A 25,841-nucleotide genomic window follows, 5' to 3' on the forward strand; every position below is an offset into this window, starting at 1 on the left:
CGATCTTTGCTGCGCCATTGCACGGACATGACTGGATAACTGCTGATCCATGACCGGATGGCTGCCTGTCTGCACTCATGATGGTCGGCGTAAGTAAGGCGTGCCTTCGCTAACCAGCGACCGTGGCGGGCCGAGCACGACTGTCGGTAAGGGGCGCAGCACCCATGTGGGACGACGTGTTTCCAAGCTTCCTCATCGGACTGCGGGAGGGCCTGGAGGCCGGGCTCATCGTCTCCGTTCTCATCGCCACGCTGGTGCGGTCCGGGGCCCGGGCCCGGCTGCCGCAGGTGTGGACGGGGGTTCTGGCCGCGATCTCCCTGGCCCTGAGTTTCGGCGCCGTGCTGACCTTCACCGCCGCGTCCCTGTCCGGAACCGCCCAGGAGGCGTTCGGCGGTGCGCTGAGCGTGGTGGCGGTCGGGTTCGTCACGGCGATGGTGTTCTGGATGCGCCGCTCGGCGCGCACCTTCTCCGGTGAGATCCGGGAGAAGGTCACCGGGGCGCTGGGCATGGGCGCGGGCATGCTGATCGTCACCTCGTTCCTGGCGGTGGGCCGCGAGGGTCTGGAGACCGCGCTGTTCCTGTGGACCACGGCCCGCGCGGCCGGCGAGTCCGCGGGCCCCCTCACCGGTGCCGGTATCGGCCTGGTTCTCGCGGCGGGCCTGTGCTGGGGGCTGTACCGCCGCGTCCTGCACATCAACCTGACCAGGTTCTTCACCGCCACCGGAGCCGTCCTCGTCGTGATCGCGGCGGGCGTGCTCGGATACGGTCTGCGCGACCTCCAGGAGGGCGGGGTACTGCCCGGCGGCACGTCGTACGCGGTCGATCTCGGCGGCAGTGTCGACGCGGGGGCCTGGTACAGCACCCTCGTGCAGGGCGTGCTCAACCTGACGCCGACCATGACCTGGCTCCAGGTGGCCGGGTACGTCGGCTACCTCGCGGTCGTGATGACACTGTTCCTGCGCAGCACGCCGACCGGTCCCAAGGCCAGTGCCCCTGAGCTCCCGCCGACGGAATCACCCGCCAAGCCCCGGGAGGCGCGACCGGTTCGGACGGCTGGAGAGACGCCGCCTGCCGCAGAAACCCCGGACGCGGAACCCGCCCCGACGGCGCGGGAGACGGAACCGGCCGCGCCGGACCGGCACACGGAGCCCGCCCGTCCCGTGCCCGCTCGTGGCCGGCCCGCCTGGGTGGTTCCCGTCGCGGTCGTCGCCCTGCCGGCCGTGCTGGCGGGAGCGGCCGTCGCCCTCGGCGGTTCCCGGCCGGCCGGCGCCCAGACCGTCGCCGTGTCCGAGACGGACTGCGGCAAGGGCTTCACCGCGCCCAAGCCCGGGCGACGGACCTTCCGGATGCGCAACACCGGCGACAAGACCTCCGAGGTGTACCTCATCGCCCCGGACACCGGCGCGGTCTACGGCGAGGTCGAGGGCCTCGCCCCCGGCACCACCCGTGACCTCGTGGCCACCGTCGCGGGCGGCACGTACGCCTGGCGCTGTGTGCCCAGCAGCGGCAAGGCGGTCACCTCCCGCGCGGTCCGGGTCACCGGCGGCCAGGGGACCACGGCGGCGGTCCTGCCCGTCTCCGCCGCCGATCTCGCCGCGCCGCTCAAGGCGTACAAGACCTACGTCGAGGAGGGTCTGGCCACCCTCGTCGACCGGACCGGACGGCTCGCCGCCGACGTCAGGGCCGGGCGGCTCGGCGCGGCCCGCACCGACTGGCTCGCCGCGCACCGCACCTACGCCTCGCTCGGCGCCGCCTACGGCACCTTCCAGGACTACGACACCAGGATCGACGGCAGGCCCGACGGGCTCCCCGGCGGTGTGCACGACAAGGACTTCACCGGCTTCCACCGGATCGAGTACGGCCTGTGGCACGGCGAGTCCGCGAGCGAACTGACCGCGCCCGCACAGCGGCTCGCCGCCGACGCGGCCGGACTGCGCAAGGCGTTCCCCACCCAGGACTTCGACCCCGGTGACCTGCCCCTGCGCGCCCACGAGATCCTGGAGAACACCCTCCAGTTCGAACTGACCGGCGACGCCGACCAGGGCAGTGGCACCGAACTCGCCACCGCCGACGCCAATCTCAGCGGCACCCGCGAACTCCTCACCGTCCTGCGGCCGTTGCTGACCCGCCGCACCCCGCGTCTGCTGCCCACCGTCGACACGGACATCGCCCGGCTCCGGAAGCTGCTCGACACCGCGCACCACGGCGGGAGCTGGACCCCGGTCAACCGGCTCGACACGGCCGCGCGAGCACGGCTGAACGGAGCCACCGGACAGCTCCTGGAGGACCTCTCGCCGGTGCCGGACCTGCTGGAGATCAGGAAGTCCGCGTGAAGACCGACGACCACGAACACCCCGAAGGGAACCACCCCATGCCGTCGACCGAAGCATCAGGCTGCCCCGCGGGAGCCGGCCGCCGCTCCTTCGTGAGAACGGCCCTCGGCGCCTCGGCCGCGGGGGCGGCGCTGGCCGGCGGCGCCTTCGCCCTGAGCGCGAGCGGCGGCACGGCCGAAGCACGGGCCGCGGACGCGGTCGACACCGCGAAGGTGCCCTTCCACGGCGCCCACCAGGCGGGCATCCTCACCCCGGCACCCGCCGCGGCCACCTTCGTCTCCTTCGACGTCATCGCCGACGACCGCGCCCAACTGGGCGAGCTGCTGCGGACGTTGACCGCGCGGGCCCGTTTCCTGACCACCGGCGGCGTCCCCACCGACCTCGGCGTGGGCGCCCCGCCCTCCGACAACGGCATCCTCGGCCCGGACGTCCCCGCCGACGCGCTCACCGTCACCGTGGGCGTCGGGGCCTCGCTCTTCGACGACCGCTACGGACTCGCCAAGGCGAAGCCGCGCCGGCTGACCCCGATGCGGACCTTCCCGAACGACAACCTGGATCCGGCCGCGTGCCACGGCGACCTGTCCCTTCAGCTGTGTGCCGCCCGTCAGGACACGGTGCTGCACGCACTGCGCGACATCGCCAAGCACACCCGGGGCGCGATGCAGATCAAGTGGCGCGTCGACGGCTTCCAGAACGTCCCCCGCCCCAGCGGCGCCCAGCGCAACCTCCTCGGTTTCAAGGACGGCATCGCCAACCCGGAGGTGACCTCGGCCCGCGAGATGAACCGGCTCGTCTGGGTGGGCGACGGCCAGGACGAGCCGGCCTGGGCGCACGGCGGCAGCTACCAGGTCATCCGTGTCATCCGCATGCTCGTCGAGTTCTGGGACCGGGTCTCGCTGACCGAGCAGGAGCTGATGTTCGGCCGCCGCAAGGACACCGGCGCCCCGCTCGACGGCGCCAAGGAGACCGACGTCCCGCAGTACGCCAAGGACCCGCACGGCACCGCCATCCCCCTCGACGCGCACATCCGCCTCGCCAATCCGCGCACCGCCCGGACCGACGACTCCCGCATCCTGCGCCGGGGTTACAACTACGACCGCGGCATCGACGACGTCGGGAACCTGGACATGGGCCTGGTCTTCTGCTGCTACCAGCAGGACGTGCGGCGCCAGTTCGAGGCCACCCAGACCCGTCTGATCGACGAGCCGCTCGTCGACTACATCTCCCCGACCGGCGGCGGCTACTTCTTCGCCCTGCCCGGCGTCCGCGACGCCACCGACTGGCTGGGCCGGGGACTGCTCACGACGTGACGGCCGTGCCGAACTCCCTTCAACCTGCCGGGCTTTCACGGGCGGGCACCCGCGTCTGTACAGCCTCGCTCCCTGTTGCCATGCTCGGGTGAGGCTGGGAACGGAGGCATACGTGCTTCGGGACCTCGTGGCGGCCGCGCGGGAAGAACTCCCCTTCGCCGTCTCTCTTCGCCGACGGCTGCACGCGACGCCGGAACTCGGCGGCCAGGAGGTCGACACCGCGCGTCTCGTCGCCGCCGCGCTGCCCCTGCGGCCGGTGTTCGTGAACGGCACGACGAACCTGGTGGCCCGGGTGGGCGGTCCGGGACCCGCGGTCCTCGTCCGCGCCGAACTCGACGGCATCGAGCTGCGCGAGGAGACCGGGGTCCCCCACGCCGCCGTGAACGGGCGCATGCACGCCTGCGGGCACGACGTGCACTGCGCCGCGCTGGTCGCGCTGGTCCGCGCGGCGCACCGGCTCCAGGACCGGCTGCCCGCTCCGTTGCTCGCCGTGTTCCAGGCGAGTGAGGAGCGCACCCCGTCGGGGGCCGAGGAGATCCTCGAGGCCGACGAGGCGACCGGGACCGTCCGGGCGGCCGTGGCGGCCCATGTGCACCCGGAGATCCCCTGGGGCCGGCTGGGAGCGGATCCCGGCACGGTCAACGCGGCCACCTACGGCTTCGAGATCCTCGTCGAGGGCCGGGGCGGTCATGGCGCCTACCCGCACACGACCCTGGACCCGGTGCTGGCCCTCGCCCAGGTGGTGGTGGCGCTGCACACCATGACGGGCCGCAGGGTGGACCCCCTGAATCCGGCGGTCCTCAGCATCTGCTGCCTCTCCGCCGGCTCCGGCGAGAACGTCATCCCGTCCAGTGCGCGGGCCCTCGGCACCCTGCGCACGATGGACGCCGACGACCACGAGAGGTTGCGCAAGCTCCTGCACACCGTCGTCTCCCAGGTCGCCGAGGCCCACGGCTGCGCCGGCAGCGTGCGACAGACCCGGGACGAACCCGCGCTGGTCAACGACCCCCGGCTGACCCTGGCCACCCGCACCGTGGCACAGCGGGCCGGCGTCCGTCTCGCCGAGCCGTGGCGTTCCTGCGGTGGGGACGACTTCGCCCGCTACGGCACCCGCTGGCCGTCGGTCATGCTCTTCGTCGGTCTGGACGGCGGCCCCGGCTTCGTCCCGGCGGGCCTGCACAACCCCTTCTTCCTGCCTCCCGACGACGCCGTGGGCCAGGTGGCACTGGCCCAGGCGCTCGGCTATCTGGCGGCGGCCGGCACGACGGGTCCGAACCTCACACCCTGACCTTCACGATGGGGAGCGACTTGGTCTTCAGACGGCCGAACAGGCTGCTGAAGTGGTCGCACAACTGGGTTCCGGAAGCGCGGTCCTCCATCACCATCACCCCGTGCAGCCCGAGCAGGGCGAAGCGGTCCCCGGGCTGGTCGATACGGGTCGGTATGGTGAACTGCAGTTCCTCGTCGTCGACCAGCAGGATCGACGGGCAGTTGGGCAGAAACGGGATCACCCGCATCTGGATGTCGATCCGGCGGTTGGCTCCGGCGTGCCTGGCCAGTTCCATGACCCTGGACAGATGCTCGAACGCCTGCAGGTCCCCTTCCATGTCCTCCCGGCGTAACTCCACGCCGTTCACGGAGCGTTGGACCATCTCGGCGTATATCTCGGGGGGCCGCTGGATCAGCCGGTGGTACGAGAGGGGGCCGTCGGGCCTGCCGTTGACGGACAGCCGCCGTTCGAGGCAGTCCTCTATCGCGTCGAGATACTCCGACCTGTTGTCGGGCGGGTCCAGGAGGGTCGCCCCCTCCCCCTCGGGCGGGCTGTAGTCGCTGACGACGTAGATGCGCCGACGGGCCTTGCGCACGGCGGCCGTGGCGACGTCGTACCCCGTGCCGTCCTCCTCGTCGCCCTGGCTGTCGGGGACGAACCGCACGCCCGCGTGGACCAGGTCGATGTGCCGGTCCAACTCGTTGCGCAGACGGGCCAGATGAGTCGAGACCTCGCGGTTCAGGGTGCTCAGGTCGGCGTGCACCTGCTCCTTGGTCTCCCTGAGCGCACCGGAGACCTCGTCCTCCGTGGCGAGCCTGAGCCGGTCGATGGCGAAGGCCCCCGAAGCGGCCAGCAGACTGAGGGCGAGGACACCGACTCCCACCCGGGTGTCCTCCACCAGCAGCGCGATTCCGTATCCGGAGGCGAGCGACAGGATGATCTTCAGCAGGTCGATGGCGGTGAAATGACGCCTGAGGAATCGTCGGAGATCAGAATCGGGCACGGCCTGGTTTCCCCCTCAATTCGGCCGATTCGGGCACCTCTTGGGTGGAGCGGAGAAGCCCGGCGATCCGGAGTACCGCCCGGTGCGGTCCTGCACGTCCCGGAAGCGCTCCTGGGTGTGGCGTGCGACATCCCCGAGCAGCCGCCTCTCGATCTCCGCGAGCGGCGGGGCCTCGGACGTCCAGTCCGTGGCCCGGAACGGCCGTTCCGTCTGCGCGTAGGGGTCGCGGGATCTGCCCGCCTCCCGCATACGGGCCACGGTCTGCAGCGCGTCGGGAGATCCCGTGAGACTTCTCGTGCCGGTTTCCGCTCCGCCGAGGTTGGTGCGCGGCAGGTTGATGTGTCCCAGCCGCCACCGGTCGATGTGCAGCCCGATCGTCCGGGTCAGGTGCTGGATTTCCCGGGACCCGTCCTGGGACTTTCGGGCCAGTGCCGGATACAGATCCCGCATGAGTTCGAAATGCAGTCCGACGGAATGGCTGCCACTGGTCAGACCGAGGGCCACTCGGATCCCGTGGTATTCCTCGGTCGTCATCTGATCCACGAGGAGATCCGTCATGCGTACGACGGCGTCCAGAAGGCGGTCCGCCCGCCGGAGCAGGGGCACGGCCTCCTGTTCCTGCGCATGGCCCAAAGCGTCGACAGCGCGCTCGAGGTGGTCGTTGACCACCTGAATCAGCAGTTCCGGCATCTGATGGGCAGCCCGGAACTGCATGAATACCGTTTCCCCGGGCAGCTGCCGCTCTCGCACAGCTTCTCGAACTGCTTCCGGCCGCACGAAGTCCTCATACCCGCTCGGCGCCCCGTCCACGCAGGAGTACTCGAGGGACGCGCGCTGGAGCATCGCATAGCGCAGCACATGGCGTTTCCACTGCACCGCCGACGGGGATTCCGCGAGCGGTTTGAGCTCCTGGGCGAGTTCCCGCTCCACATTCACCAGGTGCCGCCACGACGGAGAACTCACCACGGCGAGGACGTGCGGGCCGTCCTCCTGACCGAGTGGGGAGAAGTCCTGCACGAGCCAGGCCAGCTCGTTCCACACGCGGCCGAATCCGACCATCCACTCCAGGCAACGGGTCGCTCCCGGCTCGTCCCCGGCCCGGAGCCTGTTCACAGCTGCGGCCGCCAGTTCCCCCAGGTTCACCAAGCCCACTTCGGTGGCCTGGAACAGAGCACGCAACGCCTGCCAGGAACTGCCACGCTCAGGGACGGTTCCGTTCGAAACCGCCTCGAAAAGCGCCGGCAACGATTGCAGGTCGTCGTACGACGCCGCAACTGGAGAGTCCACTATCACCACCCTTCCCTTCGGCCTTATCAGCCTTTTCGCGCCAATGTGAGGGACACGGTACCCGCTAAATCGGCGGCTCTCATATGGACGGGAACAGAGCGCGGAGCCGTGTGCGACGAGGGGTCTACGGCCTTGGACGCCGGGAGCGGGGGACACAGTTGCGGCACCCACGGTGGCCTCGCGTCAGCACGTGACCTTCACTCCCACAAGGTCGATACTTCCGACAGGGCGGTGCCGAGCCCGTCCGTCGTTCCCACCCGGAGGTACCCATGAAGATGTTGATCAACGTCCCGGAATCCGTGGTCGCGGACGCCCTGCGCGGCATGGCGGCCGCCCATCCGGAGTTGACCGTGGACGTCGAGAACCGGGTGATCGTACGGCGGGACGCCCCCGTGGCCGGGAAGGTCGCCCTGATCTCCGGCGGCGGCTCCGGGCACGAGCCGCTGCACGGCGGCTTCGTCGGACCCGGGATGCTCTCCGCGGCCTGCCCGGGCGAGGTGTTCACCTCTCCGGTGCCCGACCAGATGGTGCGGGCGGCGGCCGCCGTGGACAGCGGGGCCGGTGTGCTGTTCATCGTGAAGAACTACACCGGTGACGTGCTCAACTTCGACATGGCGGCCGAACTCGCCGAGGACGAGGGCATCCAGGTCGCCAAGGTCCTGGTCAACGATGACGTGGCGGTGACCGACAGCCTCTACACGGCCGGCCGGCGGGGCACCGGTGCCACCCTGTTCGTGGAGAAGATCGCCGGGGCCGCGGCGGAGGAGGGCCAGCCGCTGGAGCGGGTGGAGGCGCTGGCCCGGCAGGTCAACGAGAACTCCCGCAGCTTCGGCGTCGCGCTCAGTGCGTGCACCACGCCCGCCAAGGGCAGCCCCACCTTCGACCTGCCGGCCGGCGAGCTGGAGCTGGGGGTCGGCATCCACGGCGAGCCCGGCCGGGAGCGGCGGGCGATGATGACCTCGCGGGAGATCGCCGACTTCTCGGTGCACGCGATCCTGGACGACATGAGCCCGGTCAACCCGGTGCTCGTCCTGGTCAACGGCATGGGCGCCACCCCGCTCCTGGAGCTGTACGGCTTCAACGCCGAGGTGCAGCGGGTGCTCGCCGACCGCGGGGTCGCCGTCGCCCGCACCCTGGTCGGCAACTACGTCACCTCGCTCGACATGGCCGGCGCCTCGGTCACCCTGTGCCAGGTGGACGAGGAGCTGCTGCGCCTGTGGGACGCGCCGGTGAGGACGCCGGGGCTGCGCTGGGGAGTGTGAGCAGACGATCAACGTACCGACCACGCAAGGAGATCCAGTGCTCGACGCCGACTTCTTCCGCCGTTGGATGACGGCGACCGCCGCTTCCGTGGACCGCGAGGCGGAACGGCTCACCGCCCTCGACTCCCCCATCGGGGACGCCGACCACGGCAGCAACCTCCAGCGCGGGTTCACCGCGGTGGCCGCGAGCCTGGAGAAGGAGGTCCCGGACACCCCGGGCGCGGTTCTCACCCTCGCCGGACGCAGGCTCATCTCGACGGTGGGCGGTGCTTCGGGACCCCTGTACGGCACCCTGCTGCGGCGGACCGGAAAGGCTCTCGGGGATGCCGGCGAGGTCAGTGAGGAGGAGCTCGCCGAGGCGCTGCGGGCCGGGGTGGAGGCAGTGATGACGCTGGGCGGGGCCGCCCCGGGCGACAAGACCATGATCGACACGCTGGTGCCGGCCGTCGACGCCCTCGGTGCCGGCTTCGCCGCGGCACGGACGGCCGCCGAGCAAGGGGCCCTGGCCACCACGCCGTTGCAGGCCCGCAAGGGCAGGGCGAGTTATCTCGGGGAGCGCAGCATCGGGCACCAGGACCCGGGCGCGACCTCGTCCGCCCTGCTGATCGCCGCGCTCGCGGAGGCCGCTGGTGAGTGACGACGGGCTGGTCGGGATCGTGCTGGTGTCGCACAGCGCGGAGGTCGCCGCGTCCGTGGCGGAGCTGGCGAAGGGGCTCGCGGGCGGTGGCGTCCAGGTGCCCGTCGCCGCGGCCGGGGGCACCGAGGGCGGCGGGCTCGGTACGAGTGCGGAGCTGATCGCCGGTGCGGCCGCCGCCGTGGACCGGGGTGCCGGGGTGGCCGTGCTGACCGACCTCGGCAGTGCGGTGCTCACCGTCAAGGCGCTGCTGGCGGAGGGCGACGAACTCCCCGCCGGCACACGGCTGGTGGACGCCCCCTTCGTCGAGGGTGCGGTGGCCGCGGTCGTCACGGCGGCGACGGGAGCGGACCTCGCGGCCGTGGAGGCGGCGGCCGCGGAGGCGTACGACTACCGGAAGGTGTGACGGTCCCTGTGTGACCCCTTCCGCCGCGGGGGCGGGGGCCGAGCGCAGGGTCTTCATGAGCTCGGCCCCCGGCACCGCCCGCACGGCCTCCGAGGACGGCATGGTCTCGGCCTGGCGAAGGCGCGCCGGGCACCATCGACGGCGGGGACCTGCGGGTCGACGACTGCTGGTCGGCGGTCCTGCGGGCTCCGGCGGGCTCTGGCGGGCTCCGGCGGGATCACTTCCCCTGCACGAACAGTTTCGCCAGTCGTTCCCCCGTCGCGACGGCGGCGGCGTGGTCCTCGATCGGCTTCACCTGGGTGTTCCGGAAGACGATGTAGGTGACACCGGAGGGCGTGCCGCCGCCGCGCGGATCGGGACGGATCCCGAGTGCCTTCGCGGTGGCGTAGGACGCCTCGCCGATGATGTGACCCGGGCCCACGTCCCCGACGACGGCGTACTGCACCCGGTCCCGGTACACGACGGCGGCCACGGACCCGCCCCGCACCCCGTGCTCCCGGTGGTCCCAGATCCGGCTCGGAGCCGGCACCACGATGTACGGCAGGCGTTCGGCGCTCAGATAGCGGCCGTCTGACTGCTGGTAGGCGGTGGCGTCGGAGAACAGCGGGTCGGTGCGGCGGTTGCAGCGGCGGCCTGGCCGGCCGTCGCAGTCGATGTCCAGGTCGGCCTTCCAGAAGACGGCGTCCCGGGTGCCGCAGACCGGGACGGTCGCGGCCGTGCCGTCGTCACTGCGGTAGCGACCGCGCGAGACGGGGGCGCACTTGCGCACCTTGGCCAGGAGGTCCGCGGCCTCGACGTCACCCTCACGCCGCACCACCGACTCCGTCGGGACGGTGGCGAGCTCCGTCGCGGGGGGTGCCGTCGGGGCGAGCAGAGCGGCACTTGCCGCGGCCAGCGTGAGCGACTGGACACGCACGATAAGGGACCCTCTCCTCGGCGGCACTGACGGGCACTCAGCCCAATCTGATGCCGTTTCAGCGGAGCGGCCACCGCAGCGGGGCCGGACGGGGCAGGGGCCGGGGGCCGGGGCCCTCGACGGACCCCGGCCTCCCGGCCACCCGTACGGCGCGGGGACAGCGACGACAGCGGCCCGCGCCACCAGCGCGAACTCCGTTCACCGCAGGGAGAGTTCGGCCGTGAAGGTCTTCAGCATACGTAACCCTGCCGAGCCCGGCCCACACGGTCCGCCCTCTTGATACGGGTGCATGACCGGCGCCATATTGGTCCGGACCATTGCCGTGCTGTCCTCCCGGGAGGCGACAACGTGCGAGGCGTTCCCGTACCCCTGTACCTCTGCGCGGCGCTCGTGTTCGTCGGCTCCTGCGGCTGGGGCGGACCGGACGACGGCGAGAGCGGCCGACTGCCCGCCGCACCCGTCGGCGTCACCGCCGCCGCGGGCAGTGCGACCAGCGTGCATGTGATGTGGAACGCCGCCGGCTCGGGGGTCGAGCGCTACGAGGTATATCGCGGCACCACCAAGGTCGAGGAAGTGCCGGGTGCACAGCACATGGTGGATGTCACCAGGCTTGAGCCTTCCACCCCGTATGTCTTCACCGTGCGGGCCCGCGACCCCGAGGGCCGTCTGGGTCCGCCCAGCCGGGAGGTGCGGGCGACGACTCCGGCGGCCACAGCGGCGGACCGCTCGGCCCCGACCCGCCCGGAGCGGCTGCGGGGCCGGACGGCGGGCAGCCGCGCCGTCCAGTTGAGCTGGGCCGCCTCGGCGGACGACCGGGACGTGGTGTCGTACGACATCTACCAGGGCAGCGCGAAGATCCACAGCGTGGGCGGCGAGCAGACGGCGGCCGTGGTCACCGGGCTGCGTCCGGGCACCCGCTACTCCTTCACCGTCCGGGCCCGGGACGCGGCCGACAACCTCTCGCCGGCCGGGGACACCGTCCGGCTGACCACGCCGGGCAGCGACGACGGCAGGGACACGGCACCGGCGGACTTCCGCGCCACTGCCCGCCGCGGGGCCGACGGCGCGTACTACCTCGACCTGGCCTGGACTGCGCCCCGGACGGACGGTGTCGTCACTGAGTACCAGGTCCACCTCGACGGCAGGGCGGCCACCTCGCTCGTGTTCGGCGGGACGCCTCCGCGCGGGCGGGCGACGTACAGCTTCTACCTGGGGCGCGAGGCCGGGGAGAGGCACCGGGTGCGGCTGCGGGCGCGGCTGCCCGACGGCACCTGGGGCGGGCTTTCGGCGCAGCGCTCGGTGACGACCGGTGCCCCCGCGGCCCCATGACGGCCGCTCACCTCCGGGCTCCGGGCGAGGCGATCCGTCACCTGTCCGGCCGCACTCCGCATGCGGGCCGGGCCGGGAGCGCTTTGGCTACCCCTGAGGCAGCACGGTCTTCCCCCACCTCGGCGGCGCCACGGATGTACCGCCAACCGTGCCGCCGGAGGGCAGTCCATGCGCACTGAACAGCTACTTCTCCGCTCCGGCCTGACCGTCGCGGCCGTCGCCGCGCTGCCGCTCGCCCTGACCGCCGGGCCGGCCGCCGCGGCTCCGGGCATCTCCGTGAGCACCTCCGGATCCACGGTCTCCGTCACGACCACGGCCTGCTCCCGCACCGCGCCCAGCGGCGGCTGGGGCACCGCCTCGCTCCTCACCAGCAGCCAGGCGAACTTCAGCCAGGGCCGGCAGGCGGCCCTGTCCGGGACCACCTCGCTCCAGTCCGCGGCCTGGTCGAACGTGAGCCCCGGGACGTACACCGTCATCGTGATGTGCGCCTACGACAACAGCACGGCGGGCACCCAGTCGATCATCGTCTCGGGGTCGGCCACTCCCACGATCTCGGCGACGGCCACGGCCTCCCCGTCCCGCGGGGTCCTGGGCGGTCTGGGCGGCGCCACCGAGGACTACGGCACCCTGACGCTGGCCGCGGGCGGCGGCCTGGTGGCGGTCGGCGCGGCGGCCGCGGCGTGGTTCCTGCGCCGCCGCTCGCGGCCCTACCGTCTCTGAAAGGCCTTCGGTCCTGAGGGCCTTCGGTCCTGAGGGCCTTCGGTCCGAAAGGCCCTCAGCTGTCCGGGAGTTCGGCGAACTCCCGCAGCGCCTCGGAGAGCCACCCCGTCCAGAAGGTCTCCAGCTCGATGCCCGCGCGCAGGACCAGGTGCTGAAGCCTGGCCTGCGCGCTGTCGTTCCCGGGCGGGAAGTCCCTCTTCTCGATCTCCTCGTACTCGGCCAACTGCCGCCGGTGCAGTTCGAGATGGCGGCGCAGGTCCGCCTCGAGGCCCTCCGTGCCGACGACGGCCGCCGCGCGCAGCCGCAGCAGGAGGGTGTCCCGGTGCGGCTTGGGGTCCTGCGCGGCGGCCGTCCAGCGTTCGAGTTCGGCGCGGCCCGCGGGCAGGACCTCGTAGCTCTTCTTCTGCCCGCGGCTCGGCTGGGCCGCGGGAATCGCCCTGATGTGGCCCTCGGCCTCCAGTTTTCCCAGCTCGCGATAGATCTGCTGGTGCGAGGCCGACCAGAAGTAGCCGATCGACCTGTCGAACCGGCGGGTCAGGTCCAGCCCCGCCGACGGCCTTTCGAGCAGTGCGGTGAGGATCGCGTGCGGGAGTGACATGGAGTCATCCTAGGGACGCCGTCACAGGGCGGCCGCGACCTCGGTGCCCTGCTTGATCGCCCGCTTGGCGTCCAGCTCGGCGGCCACGTCGGCACCGCCGATCAGGTGGGCGCTGCGGCCCGCGGCGACGAGCTCCTCGTACAGGTCCCGGCGCGGTTCCTGCCCGGTGCACAGCACGACGGTGTCGACCTCCAGGACCGTGCTCTGCTCACCGACGGTGATGTGCAGTCCGGCGTCGTCGATGCGGTCGTAGCGCACCCCCGGGACCATGCCGACACCCCGGTGCTTGAGCTCGGTGCGGTGGATCCAGCCGGTGGTCTTGCCGAGCCCGGCGCCGACCTTGCTGGTCTTGCGCTGCAGGAGGTGCACCTGGCGGGTCGGGGCGGGGCGCTCGGGGGCCGTGAGTCCGCCGGGTGCCGTGTAGTCCGTGTCGACGCCCCACTGGCGGAAGTAGGTCTCGGGGTCCTCGTGCGCCTTGTCGCCGCCGTCGGTGAGGAACTCGGCGACGTCGAAACCGATGCCGCCCGCGCCGAGGATCGCGACCCGGTCGCCGACGGGGGCGTTGTCGCGCAGGACGTCGAGGTAGCCGACCACGCTCGGGTGGTCGATGCCGGGGATGTCGGGGGTGCGCGGGGTGACGCCGGTGGCGACGACGACCTCGTCGTAGGCGGACAAGTCCCCTGCTTCCACGGGGGTGTTCAGTCGTACGTCCACGCCGTGGGCGTCGAGCTGGTGGCGGAAGTAGCGGATCGTCTCGTCGAACTCCTGCTTGCCGGGGACCCGGCGGGCCACGTTGAGCTGGCCGCCGATCTCGCTCGCGGTGTCGAAGAGCGTGACGTCATGGCCGCGTTCGGCGGCGGAGACCGCGCAGGCGAGACCCGCGGGGCCGGCTCCGACGACCGCCACGCGTTTGCGCAGCCGGGTCGGGGACAGCACCAGTTCGGTCTCGTGGCAGGCGCGCGGGTTGACGAGGCAGGAGGTGATCTTCCCGCTGAAGGTGTGGTCGAGGCAGGCCTGGTTGCAGCCGATGCAGGTGTTGATGGCCTCGGGGCGTCCCTCGGCCGCCTTGTTCACGAACTCCGGGTCGGCGAGCATCGGGCGGGCCATCGACACCATGTCCGCGTACCCGTCGGCGAGCAACTCCTCGGCCACGTCGGGGGTGTTGATGCGGTTGGTGGTCACGAGCGGGATGGACACCTCGCCCATGAGCCGCTTGGTCACCCAGGTGTAGGCGCCGCGCGGCACCGAGGTCGCGATGGTGGGGATGCGGGCCTCGTGCCAGCCGATGCCCGTGTTGATGATCGTGGCCCCGGCGGCCTCGACGGCCTTGGCGAGGGTGATCACCTCGTCGAGCGTGGAGCCGCCCGGGACGAGGTCCAGCATGGACAGCCGGTAGACGACGATGAAGTCCTCGCCGACGGCCTCGCGCACCCGGCGCACGATCTCCACGGGGAAGCGCATGCGGTTCTCGTACGAGCCGCCCCAGCGGTCGGTGCGGTGGTTGGTCTGCGCGGCGATGAACTCGTTGATGAGGTAGCCCTCGGAGCCCATGATCTCCACGCCGTCGTACCCGGCCTGCCGGGCGAGGCGGGCGGCGCGGGCGTAGTCCTCGACGGTCCGCTCGACCTCGGCGTCGGTGAGCTCGCGGGGCGGGAACGGGCTGATCGGTGCCTGGACGGGACTGGGGGCGACGAGGTCCTGGTGGTAGGCGTACCGGCCGAAGTGCAGGATCTGCATCGCGATCCGGCCGCCCTCGCGGTGCACGGCCTCGGTGACGGTCCGGTGCCGCTCGGCCTCCGCGTCCGTGGTGAGCTTGGCACCGCCCTCGTAGGGCCGCCCCTCGTCGTTGGGCGCGATGCCGCCGGTGACGATCAGGCCCACTCCCCCGCGCGCACGCTCCGCGTAGAAGGCGGCCATGCGCTCGAAGCCGCGGTCGGCCTCCTCCAGACCGACGTGCATGGAGCCCATCAGCACGCGGTTGGGCAGGGTGGTGAAGCCCAGGTCGAGCGGGCTCAGCAGGTGCGGGTAACGGCTCATGGGGCTCCTCCGGCGCGGTCTCGTGCCTGTCTGTTGTAGAGGACCGCACCTCCTTTATGCAACTAGTTGCACAACCGGGGAGGGGTGATCCGGGCCACGCGGGCGGCCTCAGGTGTACGTGCCCTCGCCGCTGACCTCGTCGGACACCCCGGCCTCCGCCGCGGCCAGGCTCCCCAGCAGCGCGAGCGCCTGCTCGGACGGACTGCCGGGCTCGGCCTGGTAGACGACCAGCTGCTGGCCCGGGGCGCTGTTGACGGTCAACGACTCGTAGTCCAGGCTCAGTTCGCCGACCAGCGGATGCCGGAAGCGTTTGCTCTCCGCGGTCTTGCGACGGATGTCGTGGCGGGCCCAGAGCCTTCGGAACTCCTCGCTGCGCAGGGACAGTTCGCCGACCGTGGCGATCAGGCGCGGATCGTCGGAGCCGGTTCCGGCGGAGGCCCGCAGCGCGGCCACGGTGTTCTGGGCCACCGACTCCCAGTCCGGGTAGAACTCCCGGGCGTCCGGGTCGAGGAAGACCAGCCGCGGCAGATCACCGCTGTGGGCGTGGCCCGCGAACAGGGCGCCGCCCAGGACGTTGTGGGCCAGGACGGTGAGGCAGCGGTCGAAGACCACGGCCGGCGTGCGGTGCCAGCCCTCCATCATCCGCAGCAGTGCGGGACCGACCACCTCCGGTCGCGGACGGGACCGGTCGCCCACGGGCCGTGCCAGTCGGTGCAGATGGTCGGCCGCGTCGTCCTCCAGGCCCAGCACGCGTGCCAGCGCGTCGACGACCTGCGCCGAGGGGCTGCGCTCGCGCCCCTGTTCCAGGCGGACGTAGTAGTCGGTGCTGACCCCGGCCAGCACCGCGACCTCCTCCCGGCGCAGACCCGCCACCCGGCGCCGGCTCCCGGCCGGCAGCCCCGCGTCCTCGGGCCGGACCAGGGCACGGCGGGCGCGCAGGAAAAGGCCGAGCCTGTTGTCGGTGTCCATGCCCTCGACCCTAGGCGCGGCCGGCGGCCCCCGGGAGTGCGCAAGGTGGCCGCGGTACTCCTACGATCCGTTCTCCCCGGGGTGGTACGGCCTGGTCGCGGCCGTTCGCCGGGCCCACTGTGGACGGCATGACAGACACCTGGAACCTCACCCACCGCGTCGCGGTCGTCACCGGCGCCACCAGCGGGATCGGCGCGGCCACGGCACGGCGACTCGCCGCGGGCGGAGCGAGCGTGGCACTGCTGGGCCGTCGCGAGGACCGTCTCAGGACGCTGGCGGACGACCTGCGCTCCTCCGGCACCGGAACGGTCCTGCCGGTCGCCGTTGACCTGACCGACGCCGAGGCGGTCGCCCGGGCGGCCGGCCGCGTGACCGGGACGCTCGGCACCGTCGACCTGGTCGTGGCCAACGCCGGCGTCATGCTGGGCGCCCCCTTCGAGCGTGCCGACACCGACGAGTGGGACTACATGATCGACCTCAACCTGCGCGGTCTGCTGCGCACCGCCCGCGCGTTCACCGACGACCTTCTCTCGGCGGCGGCCCGGGGCGGCCGGGCGGACCTCGTGAACGTCGGCTCGGTCGGCGGCCATCTGCTCTTCCCCGACTGGTCCGTCTACTGCGCCACCAAGGCGGCCGTCGCCCATCTCACCCGCAACCTGCGCGCCGAGCTCGGCCCCCGCGGAGTCCGGGTGAAGAACATCGAGCCGGGGATCACCACCACCGAGCTGGGCACGGGCATGCGGGACGACGAGTCCCGGGCGTCCCTGTCCCGCATGCGCACCGATGTGCGCGCCCTGACCGCGGAGGACATCGCGGAGGCCGTCGCCTTCGCGACGGCGGCCCCGCCGAACGTCAACGTCGCGGAGATGGTGGTGGTACCGGTGCGCCAGGGCTGATCAGGTCACCGGCTCTCCAGCCGCACGTGCAGTTCGCGCTCCTGGTCCCCCGACGCGGAGGCCATGTCCCGCACCGTGAACATCGAGTCCAGGGTGGTCCGAAGCTGTTCGATGGCCCAGTAGCCGCCCTGCGCATCGGCCTCGACGGAGGACGCCAACTGCGCGGGCGGCGGGCAGGAACGCGTCTCGGTGACTTCGAAGGTCCCCATCCAGACCATCGGCCGCGTCTCATGGAGCTGCTGCGGCACGTCCTCCTCGCCCCGGTCGGACTCGAAGCACGCGTTCAGCGTGTCGAAGACGATCCGCGCGTCCTCCGCGCTGCATCCGCTGATCTCCAGCGAGACGGACTCCTCGTGCGTACGCTCACGATCCATCGTGGTCGCTCCTCTCATGGCGGTGACCGGACCGCCGGGTTCCCCGCGAACCGCGCCACATCCTCAGAAAAGCACCACCTTTCCCGGAGCACTACCGGCGAAGGCCTCAGCGGTGCGGACGATCCCGGTGCGGATCGAACAACGGAACGGCGATTCCGGCGAGCACCAGGCCTCCGGCCACGAGAATGCCCTCGGGCAGGACCATGCCGACGATCAGGAGGGTCACGGCGACGGCCAGGGTGCTCCATGCGCCGGTGCGCCGGTACTCGCGGGGCCGGGCCGGTCGGCCCGACCCCAGCGCACGGGCGAATCGTGGGTCGTCGCGCTCCAGCCGTGCCGCGAGGTGGATGAGGTGTTCGTCGTCGGGCTGGCGCATGACTCCTCCTTCACACGGCCCCTACCGTTCGGCGTCCGCCCCCACCGCGACGGAGACCGGCGCCGGTGCGGTGTCGTCCGCCCGCTTCCGGGCACGACGTGACCCCAGCACGCGGGCCGGCAGGTGGGCCCGCCCGGCGGCCACCGGGCCGAGAACGGCCAGGACAAGGACATACCCGGCGATGAACGGCGCCAGTCGCGCGTCGAGTCCCGCACTGGCCGCCATCGCACCGAGAATCAGGGCGAATTCGCCGCGGGCGACAAGGGTGGTGGCGATGTCGGCGGCGGGCTGGGCGCCGTAGCCGTAGAGGCGGGCGACGAGCAGGCCGGCGACGATGTTCATCACGACGGTCACGGCGGCGGCCGCGGCGACGGGTCCGGCGACGGACGTGACGACTCCGGGGTCGATGGACAGTCCGAAGGCGAAGAAGAAGATCGCGGCGAAGGCGTCGCGCAGCGGGTGGACCAGTCGGCGGATGCGGGGGCCGGAGGGTGTTCCGGCCAGGATCAGGCCCACCATGAAGGCGCCGATGGCGTCGGCGACGCCGAGCACCTCGGAGACCCCGGCGACGAGCACCGCCGCGCCGAGGAAGCTGATGACCAGGAGTTCGTCGTCCCGGACCTGGATGAGCCTGCCGATCAGGCGTGTCCCGTACCGGGCGGCGACGGCCAGCACCAGCAGGAACCCGAATGCCTTGCCCGCCTGGAGGAGCACCTCAACCGGTCCGCGCGCGCCGCTGATGACCGGCTGGAGCGCGGCGAGGTAGAGCGCGAGGAAGATGTCCTCCACCACGATCACGCCGAGGATCAGCCGGGTCTCGGGGCGGCCGATCCGCCCCAGGTCGATGAGGATCTTCGTGACGATGGCGGACGAGGAGATGCCGAGGACCCCGGCGAGCACGAGGGCCTCCCGGCTCCCCCAGCCCAGGGCGAACCCGAAGCCGAGTCCGGCGCCGACGTTCGCCAGGAGGTAGATCCCGCCCGCCGCGAGCAGCCGCCGGCCCCCGGTGCGCAGGTCGTCGACGTGGAACTCCAGACCCAGGTAGAACAGCAGCAGCACCAGGCCGAGCGCGGAGAGCATCTCGAAGTCGTGCGCGTCCTCGACCAGGACCAGCCCGGGGGTGTGCGGACCGAGGAGGATGCCGGCGAGCATGAACAGCGGGATGGTCGGAAGCCCGATCCGGCCGCCGAGCCGGGCGAGGAACGCGGCGGCCAGGAAGGCGCCGCCCATGGCGAGCAGGGTGTCAGCGTGTCCCACGGGTCACCTCCCCCGGGGGCGCGGACGGACGGGCGTGCTGTGTCTCACGAGGGTGGATGCGAGGACTCCCTGTGTCTGGTGGGGTGGTTGTCCACCCCTGGCGTGTGGGGTGTCCGTCCACCGTCGCATCCGGCCGCGGGGCCCCGCCATCGGTGCCGACCCCCATTTCCGCGAGGGCCGGCACCTGTCGTTCAGGGGCTCAACTCCTGGTGAAGCGGTACGTCTTGCTGTCCGTCAGCACACAGAACCCGGGTGAGACGACGATCACGCGCAGGGTTCCGCTGCGGCGGTCGTAGTCGATGCCCTCCGCCTCGAACGTGCCGGAACAGGAGCTCCGCAGGGGCAGTTGGCGCAGTGCCGTGACATGTCCGGTGACGTTCGCCGAGCCGGTCGGGGCGGCGGAGAGGTCGACCTGGAGCAGCGGCTTGGTGTAGCCGAAGAGGGTGCCCGCGGGGTCGTCGGAGGAGCACAGCAGCCGGGTGGCGCTCAGGAAGTCGCAGCCCTGTACGTCCCGTACGGCGTGGTCGAGGGTGACGGTGGCCGCCAGCGGAAGGTTCGCGGAGGGCGAGGTGCTCGCGTTGACGCCGGGGGTGGGGAAGACCAGGAAGCGGCTCATGGTGCCGTACTCGCCGGAGAGCATCCACTGTCCGTCGGGCGAGATCGCGACCCAGGAGTTGTTGAGCGCCTCGCCCGGGGCGAGCGTGTGGACGTACTCGGACCAGGTCCCGTTCGGCGCCTGCACGCGGTACATCTTCGCGGTGCCGGAGTCGGCCTGGTAGGGCTCGACGTAGTGGCCGTCGTAGGAGGCGTCCGGGTCGCCGACGTGGTTCCAGCCGCGGCTGCTCACGCCGATGGGGATGGTGCCGATCCCGGTGTAGCGGTTGGCGGATCCGGCGGGGACCTCGACCGAGGCCAGGCCCTGGCTCTCGGTGAGCGGGTCGGCACGGTCGGAGCCGACCTCGGTCCAGGTGTCGGCGGCGGAGGCCGGCGGCGCGGCGGCCAGGAGGGCCGTGGCGGTGAGGGTGACGAGGGCGGCGAGGACCGCGTGACAACGCTGTCTGGCACGCAGGGGCATGGACGGCTCCCGGGGCTCCTGGGACGGGGGGTGGGACGGTCGGCGGACAGTCTGGCGCCCCTACGGCGGTCATGTACAGGCCAAACGAATGAACAGGCGGCCACCACGGGCAGGAAGCATCGGCGGGACGGGAAGCCGTGCGGCGGAAGCAAGGGGCCTTCGTCACCCCGGCGCGCTTCACCGGACGCGCGCCCCCGTGTTGAGGGATGGTGGAAGAACACGACCGCGTGGTCACGGAGACGGTTCAGCGCGGTAGAACAAGGGGAGTCGGCACGGGCGTACAGCGTGCCGCGAGGACGGTCGAAGGCGGTTCGTGCAATGGGTGCAGCCGGAATACCCGCGTCGGAGGGCGGCGAGCCCCCGCGCGAGGCGGTACGGCCGAGCGGGCTGCTCGACGAGCTGGGCATGGCCTCGGTGGTGCTGGACTCCGAGGGCCGCATCGTGCTCTGGAGCCCGCAGGCCGAGGAGCTGTTCGGGTACGGCGCCCAGGAAGCGCTCGGGCAGTACGCGGCCCATCTGATGATCCACGAACAGCACGCCGACCTGGTCGTCAAGCTGTTCGCCGACGTCATGGAGACCGGCCAGAGCTGGGCCGGAGCCTTCCCCATCCGGCGCAAGGACGGCAGCACCAAACTCGTCGAGTTCCGCAACATGCGGCTGCTGGACGACCACGGTGACGTCTACGCGCTCGGGCTGTGCGCCGACCAGTCGACCGTGCGCCGCCTGGAGCGGGACGTGGCGCTGTCGACACGGATGGTCTCCCAGTCCCCGATCGGCCTGGCCGTACTGGACACCGAGCTGCGCTACGTCTCGGTGAACCCGGCCCTGGAACGGCTGAACGGGGTGCCGGCCGAGGAACACGTCGGGCGGAAGATCGGCGAGGTGCTGCCGCATCTCGACGTCAGCGCCTTCGAGGCCGCAGCGCACGAGGTGCTGCGGACCGGCACACCGCTCGTCGACCAGCACACGACCGGCCACACGCCCGCGGACCCGGACACCGAGCACGCCTGGTCGGTGTCGCTGTACCGCCTGGAGGACGCCCTGGGGACCGTCCTCGGGGTGGCGGGCTCGGTGCTGGACATCACCGAGCAGCACCTGGCCACTGTGGAGGCCGAGACGGCCCGGCGCCGGCTCGCCCTCGTCGCGGACGCCTCGGCCCGCATCGGCACCACCCTCGACCTGGACCGCACCGCCCGTGAACTGGCCGACGTGGCCGTCCCGGAACTCGCGGACATGGCGGCCGTGGACCTGCTGGAGGCGGTGGTGCAGGGCAGACCCAGCACCCTCTCCCCCTCCGAGCCCGCCGTGATGCGCCCCCTGGCCGTCGACGCGGCCGGTGCCCCGGACGCCCTGGACGCGGCCGATCCGCCCGGGCAGGTCGCCCGCTACGCCCCCGACCGCCTGGTCACCGAGTGTGTGCGCACCGGGAGCCCGGTCCTGGTGCCCCGGGTCGGACCCGAGGACCTCGACCGCATCGCCCGCTCACCGGAGGCGGCCGCGGTGCTGGCCGGCGCCGGCGTGCACTCCTATCTGGCCGTGCCGCTCATCGCGCGCGGCGAGGTGCTGGGCGCCCTCGACCTCAAGCGCGCCCGCAACCCGGAGCCGTTCGGCGAGGACGACCTGCTGCTGGCGCGGGAGCTGGCGGCCCGCGCGGCGGTGCAGATCGACAACGCCCGCTGGTACCAGGACGCCCGCAACACCGCGCTCACCCTCCAGCGCAGCCTGCTGCCCAGCCACCCCACGCTGACCGGCGGCCTGGAGGTCGCCTCCCGCTACCAGCCCGCGGGCGCCACCGCCGAGGTCGGCGGTGACTGGTTCGACGTGCTCCCGCTGGACGAGGGCAAGACCGCGCTGGTCGTGGGCGACGTGATGGGCAGCGGCATCAACGCGGCCGCGACCATGGGCCGGCTGCGCACCGCGACGACCACCCTGGCCTCCCTCGACCTCGACCCTGCCAAGCTCCTCGAACACCTCGACCGGATCACCGAGGACCTGGACCAGTCCATCGCCACCTGCGTGTACGCCGTGCACGATCCACGGCTCGGCCAGTGCCGGATCGCCAACGCCGGGCACCTGCCCCCGGTACGGTTGCGCCCAGGCCGTCCCCCCGAACTCCTCGAACTGCCCACGGGGGCGCCGCTGGGCGTGGGCGGTGTCACCTTCTCCACGACCATCGTCGACCTCGCACCCGGTGACCGGCTCGTCCTGTACACGGACGGCCTCGTCGAGACCCGGCAGCATCCGCTCGACGAACGCCTGGACGCGCTCCTCGACCTGCTCGACAGCCCCGACGGTCCGCTGGAGGAGGTCTGCGACCTGCTGCTGCGCACACTGCACCAGCCGGACAACTCCGACGACGTGGCGCTGCTGATCGCGCGGGTGCGGACGCCTGGGTTCTGAGGCCTGAGGGACGTGACACCCCGGAGGCACAGGTGCGCAGGATCTGCGGCGCATCCCGGACGCACAGGTGCGCCGCACCCGGTGCACGGGCCCGCGCCGGTCCCCCCGCCCTCCCTGAATCCGGCGCGCCGACGACCCCCGCCCGCCCTCGCCGCCCTCCGGACGCACCTGCCCGCCACCCGGCCCGAACCGCCGGGCGCGGGGACCCGGCCCCCTGGCCGGACCTAGGCCCTGGTGCCGATCACGACATGGGCGTACAGCTCCTCCGAGACCGCCAGGCGGGCCGTCAGGCCGCCGCGGGTGAAGGCGTCGACGGCGGCGGGGGCCTGGCGCTCGCTGGTCTCGACGAGGAGGCAGCCGGCGGGGGCGAGCCACCGGGGAGCCCCGGCCACGACGCGGCGCAGGACGTCCAGGCCGTCCGTGCCGCCGTCGAGGGCGGCCAGGGGCTCGTGGTCACGGGCCTCGGCGGGGAGGAGGGCCACGTCCTCGGTGGGGACGTAGGGGACGTTGGCGGCCAGGATGTCGACGCGGCCGCGCAGCTCGGCGGGGAGGGCCTCGAACAGGTCGCCGGTGTGGACCCGGCCGCCCGCGTCGGCGGTGTTGCGGCGGGCGCAGTCCACGGCGGCCGGGTCGATGTCGGCGGCGTGCAGCTCCACCGGGCCCAGCCCGGCGGCGAGCGCGGCGCCGACCGCGCCCGAGCCGCAGCACAGGTCCACGACGACACGGGCGTCCGGCGCCTGGGCGAGGGCCTGCTCGACGAGGAACTCGGTGCGACGGCGGGGCACGAAGACGCCGGGCGTCACGGTGACACGCAGGCCCCGGAACTCGGCCCAGCCGACGACGAGTTCGAGGGGGTGGCCGGTGACCCGGCGGTCCACCATGTCGGCCAGTTCGTCCGGGGTGCGGGCGGCGGCGAGGATCAGCCGGGCCTCGTCCTCGGCGAAGACACAGCCCGCGGTGCGCAGAGCGGCGACGACGGCGTCGGGAGAGGCGAAGCGGGGAGACCGTGGAGAACGGCGAGAAAGTGGGGGCATGGAAGCCGAGAGCCTTTCGGGAGCCGAAGGACGCTCCCGCGGTCACCTACCGGCGGTGATCCGCGCCGGTTCGAGGGGGGAGCACCCGATCTGACACAGCGTTGATGGGTCTCACCTCCTCGGTGCCGCACGGCTGGGACTGCCCTCAGCCGGAGGGTCACCCTACCCCAGCGCGTCCCCAGTTGTACTCTGCAACCAGTATCGCGAGGAGGTCAGGTGGAAGCGGAAACAGCCGCGGCCGTGGAGACGATCCAGCACGAGATGACGGTCTTCGCACGACGGGCCCGGGCGTCGGCGGGCCGTCTGCACCCCGAGCTGTCGCTGGTGTCGTACACGCTCCTCGGGCATCTGGAGGAGCGCGACGGCTGCCGCGCCACGGACCTGGCCGCCCATTACGCCCTGGACAAGTCCACGGTGAGCCGCCAGGTCGCCGCTCTGGAGCGGTCCGGTCTCATCGAGCGGCGCCAGGACCCGGCGGACCACCGGGTCCAGGTGCTGCATCTGACCGAGGCCGGCCGCCGGATCCTGGGCGAGGTCACCGTGAGCCGCCGCGCGGCCGTCGGTGAGCGGCTCGCGCAGTGGTCCCCGGAGGACCTGGAGCGCTTCGCCGAGTACCTCGTGCGCTACAACGCCTGGCCCGGTCCGGCCGACGGTCAGGACACCGCCTCCGGCAGCCGTTCGGGCACCCGTGCGGCGAGGAAGGCCGTCGTGCGCCTGAGCCGGAAGCCGAGGGACTCGTAGAGCCTGATGGCCTGCGTGTTCCCGGCTCCGGTGTGCAGGAACGGCGTCTCGCCGCGCTGCCGTACGCCGTGCGCGACGGCGAGGATGAGCCGGGTCGCCAGGCCCTGACCGCGGACGGCCGGGTCGGAGCAGACCGCGCTGATCTCGGTCCAGCCCGGCGGGTGCAGTCGCTCCCCCGCCATCGCGACGAGAGCGCCCTCCCTGCGGATGCCCAGGTAGGTGCCCATCTCGACGGTGCGGGGCAGAAAGGGTCCGGGGCGGGTCCTGGCGATCAGGTCGAGGATCTCGGGCACGTCGGCGGGGCCGAGACGGACCGCCTCCGGGTCGGGTGCGGCGGCGAGACCGTCGTCCACGAACTGCACGCCCTCGACGTGGAAGGTGACCTCCCAGCCCTGCGGCGGCGGTCCCGCGAAACCGGTCAGCGGCACCTCGGTGCCCGGGCCCGCGAGCGCGGCGACGTCGGCCCAGTCGCCGGCGTCGGGCTCGTCGGGCATCGCCAGCCACGGCGAGACGTCGACGGGGTAGCGCAGGATCCGGCCGCGCTTCTCGGCGAAGTGGGCGTGCGGGCCGGTCAGGGAGGCCAGGGCGGGGTTGTCGAGGACGTGGGGTGCGCCGGTGGTCATCGGGCGACCTCGATGACGGTCTTGCCGCGGGAGTGGCCTTCCTCGACGGTGCGCAGGGCCTCGCCCGCCCTGTCGAGGGGGAACGTCCCGGTGATGTGCGGGTCCAGGTCGCCGTTCACCACGAGGCGCGCGACCTCCTCCAGTACGGCCGCGTTGCGGGCCCGCGCCACGCGCGCACCGCCCAGCCGCCGCACCTCCTCCTCCGGGGCGCCGGCGGTGATCAGCTTCGTCCGGTCGGTGAGCAGCTCGGCGGCCTCGGCGAGCACTTCGCCGCCGACGAGGTCGTACACCCCGTCGACACCGGCGGGCGCGGCGGCCCGGGCCCGCGTCTGCCAGTCCGGTCCTGAGGAGACGTGGACGGCGCCGAGCGACTCGACGAAGTCCGTCTTGGCCCCGCTCGCGACGCCGACCGCGCGCAGCCCGAAGGCGCGGGCGATCTGCACGGCCGCCGCGCCGACTCCCCCGCCCGCCCCGGTCACCAGCAGCGTGGCGCCCGCGGGCAGATCGAGCTGGCGGACGCCGTCGTACGCGGTCGCGGCGGCGACGGGCAGGGTGGCGGCCGTCGCGTGGGCCAGCTCGGCCGGCTTGTGCGCGGCGACGGCGGCCGGCACGAGGGTGTACTCGGTGTAGCCACCGGACAGCGCGGTGCCGAACACCTCGTCCCCGACGGCGAAGCCCTCGACGCCCTCACCGATCTCCTCGACGACACCGGAGACCTCGTTGCCGAACACGACGGGGAAGACCTGCGCACCGTCCTCGCCGGGGCGGCGGTAGCCCGTGCGCTGCTTCCAGTCCACGGGGTTCACGCCCGCCGCGCGAACGGCCACGAGCAGCCGGCCTGGCCCGGGGCTCGGCCGGTCCACGTCCACGAACGCCTCGGTCTCCGGTCCGCCGTACCGCGTGAAGACGTACGCCTTGGGCATCTGCTTCCTCACTCTCCTCGCACTGTCGCCGGGGCACAGGACCCGGCACCCCATCGCCAAGGAGCGGT

Annotated in this window: 24 protein-coding genes; 11 read left to right on the plus strand and 13 right to left on the minus strand. The window is 72.4% G+C overall.

Annotated features, from left to right (window positions below; translation table 11 throughout):
- Positions 1 to 164 precede the first annotated feature (164 nt).
- The 3 genes from efeU (at position 165) to IOD14_RS25560 (ending at position 4,931) form a co-directional block, all read left to right on the plus strand.
- On the plus strand, positions 165 to 2,333 hold the full coding sequence (efeU, locus tag IOD14_RS25550; RefSeq protein ID WP_212671629.1) for an iron uptake transporter permease EfeU: 2,169 nt from the start codon (positions 165 to 167) through the stop codon (positions 2,331 to 2,333).
- 38 nt (positions 2,334 to 2,371) lie between these two features.
- Entirely contained in the window at positions 2,372 to 3,643 is a 1,272-nt protein-coding gene (efeB, locus tag IOD14_RS25555; protein ID WP_212673394.1) for an iron uptake transporter deferrochelatase/peroxidase subunit, read from the plus strand.
- Between the two features lie 112 nt (positions 3,644 to 3,755).
- Positions 3,756 to 4,931, plus strand: coding sequence for an amidohydrolase (locus IOD14_RS25560; protein ID WP_123987153.1), 1,176 nt, complete (start codon positions 3,756 to 3,758; stop codon positions 4,929 to 4,931).
- On the opposite strand, the gene IOD14_RS25565 is transcribed toward IOD14_RS25560, so the two are convergent.
- Positions 4,921 to 5,916, minus strand: coding sequence for a hypothetical protein (locus IOD14_RS25565; protein WP_123987154.1), 996 nt, complete (start codon positions 5,914 to 5,916; stop codon positions 4,921 to 4,923). The genes IOD14_RS25560 and IOD14_RS25565 overlap by 11 nt on opposite strands.
- Before the next feature lie 15 nt (positions 5,917 to 5,931).
- A complete protein-coding gene (locus IOD14_RS25570) occupies positions 5,932 to 7,212 on the minus strand; it encodes a hypothetical protein (RefSeq protein ID WP_212671630.1) in 1,281 nt (426 codons plus the stop codon).
- A gap of 260 nt (positions 7,213 to 7,472) precedes the next feature.
- Between IOD14_RS25570 and dhaK the strand changes: the two genes are divergently transcribed.
- The 3 genes from dhaK to IOD14_RS25585 are packed head-to-tail and all read left to right on the plus strand — an operon-like array spanning position 7,473 to position 9,505.
- Positions 7,473 to 8,465: a dihydroxyacetone kinase subunit DhaK gene (gene dhaK, locus IOD14_RS25575; RefSeq protein ID WP_123987156.1), complete on the plus strand. Its 993-nt coding sequence runs from the start codon at positions 7,473 to 7,475 to the stop codon at positions 8,463 to 8,465.
- A 37-nt stretch (positions 8,466 to 8,502) separates the two neighbouring features.
- Positions 8,503 to 9,102, plus strand: a complete 600-nt coding sequence (dhaL, locus tag IOD14_RS25580; RefSeq protein WP_123987157.1) for a dihydroxyacetone kinase subunit DhaL — start codon at positions 8,503 to 8,505, stop codon at positions 9,100 to 9,102.
- On the plus strand, positions 9,095 to 9,505 hold the full coding sequence (locus IOD14_RS25585; RefSeq protein WP_123987158.1) for a PTS fructose transporter subunit IIA: 411 nt from the start codon (positions 9,095 to 9,097) through the stop codon (positions 9,503 to 9,505). The genes dhaL and IOD14_RS25585 overlap by 8 nt, the downstream gene beginning before the upstream one ends.
- 217 nt (positions 9,506 to 9,722) lie before the next feature.
- Here IOD14_RS25585 and IOD14_RS25590 read toward each other — a convergent pair whose 3' ends face one another.
- Positions 9,723 to 10,421 carry a glycoside hydrolase family 75 protein gene (locus IOD14_RS25590; protein ID WP_212671631.1) on the minus strand — a complete coding sequence of 233 codons (699 nt, stop codon included), beginning with the start codon at positions 10,419 to 10,421 and terminating at the stop codon, positions 9,723 to 9,725.
- A gap of 348 nt (positions 10,422 to 10,769) precedes the next feature.
- Between IOD14_RS25590 and IOD14_RS25595 the strand changes: the two genes are divergently transcribed.
- Together IOD14_RS25595 and IOD14_RS25600 are read left to right on the plus strand one after the other, a co-directional pair.
- Positions 10,770 to 11,750 carry a fibronectin type III domain-containing protein gene (locus IOD14_RS25595; RefSeq protein ID WP_212671632.1) on the plus strand — a complete coding sequence of 327 codons (981 nt, stop codon included), beginning with the start codon at positions 10,770 to 10,772 and terminating at the stop codon, positions 11,748 to 11,750.
- Between the two features lie 168 nt (positions 11,751 to 11,918).
- Positions 11,919 to 12,470 carry a hypothetical protein gene (locus tag IOD14_RS25600; protein WP_123987161.1) on the plus strand — a complete coding sequence of 184 codons (552 nt, stop codon included), beginning with the start codon at positions 11,919 to 11,921 and terminating at the stop codon, positions 12,468 to 12,470.
- Between the two features lie 55 nt (positions 12,471 to 12,525).
- On the opposite strand, the gene IOD14_RS25605 is transcribed toward IOD14_RS25600, so the two are convergent.
- The 3 genes from IOD14_RS25605 to IOD14_RS25615 all read right to left on the minus strand — a co-directional run bounded on the left by IOD14_RS25605 (position 12,526) and on the right by IOD14_RS25615 (position 16,074).
- Positions 12,526 to 13,068: a PadR family transcriptional regulator gene (locus IOD14_RS25605; RefSeq protein WP_212671633.1), complete on the minus strand. Its 543-nt coding sequence runs from the start codon at positions 13,066 to 13,068 to the stop codon at positions 12,526 to 12,528.
- Between the two features lie 21 nt (positions 13,069 to 13,089).
- On the minus strand, positions 13,090 to 15,105 hold the full coding sequence (locus tag IOD14_RS25610) for an NADPH-dependent 2,4-dienoyl-CoA reductase (RefSeq protein WP_212671634.1): 2,016 nt from the start codon (positions 15,103 to 15,105) through the stop codon (positions 13,090 to 13,092).
- Between the two features lie 108 nt (positions 15,106 to 15,213).
- Positions 15,214 to 16,074, minus strand: coding sequence for a helix-turn-helix transcriptional regulator (locus IOD14_RS25615; protein ID WP_212671635.1), 861 nt, complete (start codon positions 16,072 to 16,074; stop codon positions 15,214 to 15,216).
- A 128-nt stretch (positions 16,075 to 16,202) separates the two neighbouring features.
- Here IOD14_RS25615 and IOD14_RS25620 point away from each other — a divergent pair, with 128 nt between their 5' ends.
- Positions 16,203 to 16,970, plus strand: a complete 768-nt coding sequence (locus IOD14_RS25620; protein ID WP_212671636.1) for an SDR family oxidoreductase — start codon at positions 16,203 to 16,205, stop codon at positions 16,968 to 16,970.
- A gap of 5 nt (positions 16,971 to 16,975) precedes the next feature.
- Here IOD14_RS25620 and IOD14_RS25625 read toward each other — a convergent pair whose 3' ends face one another.
- From IOD14_RS25625 to IOD14_RS25640, 4 genes are all read right to left on the minus strand, one after another.
- Positions 16,976 to 17,344, minus strand: coding sequence for a hypothetical protein (locus IOD14_RS25625; RefSeq protein WP_123987166.1), 369 nt, complete (start codon positions 17,342 to 17,344; stop codon positions 16,976 to 16,978).
- A 106-nt stretch (positions 17,345 to 17,450) separates the two neighbouring features.
- Entirely contained in the window at positions 17,451 to 17,720 is a 270-nt protein-coding gene (locus tag IOD14_RS25630) for a DUF3040 domain-containing protein (protein WP_123987167.1), read from the minus strand.
- Positions 17,721 to 17,741: 21 nt separating this feature from the next.
- A complete protein-coding gene (locus tag IOD14_RS25635) occupies positions 17,742 to 18,977 on the minus strand; it encodes a cation:proton antiporter (protein ID WP_123987168.1) in 1,236 nt (411 codons plus the stop codon).
- A 199-nt stretch (positions 18,978 to 19,176) separates the two neighbouring features.
- Positions 19,177 to 20,052, minus strand: coding sequence for a hypothetical protein (locus IOD14_RS25640; protein ID WP_123987169.1), 876 nt, complete (start codon positions 20,050 to 20,052; stop codon positions 19,177 to 19,179).
- A gap of 318 nt (positions 20,053 to 20,370) precedes the next feature.
- Between IOD14_RS25640 and IOD14_RS25645 the strand changes: the two genes are divergently transcribed.
- Positions 20,371 to 22,452: a SpoIIE family protein phosphatase gene (locus tag IOD14_RS25645; RefSeq protein WP_212671637.1), complete on the plus strand. Its 2,082-nt coding sequence runs from the start codon at positions 20,371 to 20,373 to the stop codon at positions 22,450 to 22,452.
- A 224-nt stretch (positions 22,453 to 22,676) separates the two neighbouring features.
- Here the strand turns inward: IOD14_RS25645 and IOD14_RS25650 are convergent, their stop codons facing one another.
- Positions 22,677 to 23,486, minus strand: a complete 810-nt coding sequence (locus IOD14_RS25650; RefSeq protein ID WP_212671638.1) for a putative protein N(5)-glutamine methyltransferase — start codon at positions 23,484 to 23,486, stop codon at positions 22,677 to 22,679.
- A 261-nt stretch (positions 23,487 to 23,747) separates the two neighbouring features.
- Between IOD14_RS25650 and IOD14_RS25655 the strand changes: the two genes are divergently transcribed.
- Positions 23,748 to 24,227 (plus strand): MarR family winged helix-turn-helix transcriptional regulator, encoded by a 480-nt coding sequence (locus IOD14_RS25655; protein ID WP_249126302.1) that lies wholly within the window; start codon positions 23,748 to 23,750, stop codon positions 24,225 to 24,227.
- Here IOD14_RS25655 and IOD14_RS25660 read toward each other — a convergent pair.
- Positions 24,140 to 24,850, minus strand: a complete 711-nt coding sequence (locus tag IOD14_RS25660; RefSeq protein WP_212671639.1) for a GNAT family N-acetyltransferase — start codon at positions 24,848 to 24,850, stop codon at positions 24,140 to 24,142. The genes IOD14_RS25655 and IOD14_RS25660 overlap by 88 nt on opposite strands.
- On the minus strand, positions 24,847 to 25,773 hold the full coding sequence (locus IOD14_RS25665; protein ID WP_123992480.1) for an NADP-dependent oxidoreductase: 927 nt from the start codon (positions 25,771 to 25,773) through the stop codon (positions 24,847 to 24,849). The genes IOD14_RS25660 and IOD14_RS25665 overlap by 4 nt, the downstream gene beginning before the upstream one ends.
- Positions 25,774 to 25,841: the final 68 nt, after the last annotated feature.

It is taken from the genome of Streptomyces sp. A2-16, assembly GCF_018128905.1.
Taxonomy (GTDB): Bacteria; Actinomycetota; Actinomycetes; order Streptomycetales; family Streptomycetaceae; genus Streptomyces.